Below are 497 nucleotides of genomic sequence, written 5' to 3' on the forward strand. Positions count from 1 at the left end.
GCGCCGACCGCCCAGGACACGCCCTCCTGCGCCCAGTTTGACAGCGCGCCCGTGTCGCCGAACTGCGACAGGTCGCCGCGCCCGGAAGTTTCCATACCCTTAAAGCCCGCATACCGCTGGAAAATGGCGGCAAGCTGCTCGCGGGTGATACGGTCGTCCGGGGCAAAGGTGGAGGCGTCATAGCCCTGTACAATGCCGTTGGCGTTCGCCCATGCCACCGCCCTGGCGTACCACGCATCCGCCGGTACGTCCGCAAAGGCGCTTGCACTTGCCGAAGGCTCGCCCGCGGCCCGCCACAGCACCGTCACCAGCATACCGCGGGTAACAGGTTCATTGGGCGCGAACGAGGTGTCCGACACGCCGGAAAAGAGGCCGTTATTCACCACGTACTCCACCGCGCCTGCAAACCAGTTGTTTGTCCGCACATCGGTAAAGGAGCCGACCATTGGCGCGGCGCTCGGCGGCGCAGACGGCAGGCCTTCCAGCATGGACGGCTC

General features: G+C 66.0%; 1 protein-coding gene. It reads right to left on the reverse strand.

Translation table 11 applies throughout. The features are described from left to right. On the reverse strand, positions 1–497 hold a 497-nt coding region (locus H6B51_RS17295; protein WP_204884823.1), incomplete at both ends, for an S-layer homology domain-containing protein.

The organism is Pseudoflavonifractor phocaeensis, assembly GCF_016901955.1.
In the GTDB taxonomy this organism is placed as follows: Bacteria; Bacillota; Clostridia; order Oscillospirales; family Oscillospiraceae; genus Flavonifractor; species Flavonifractor phocaeensis_A.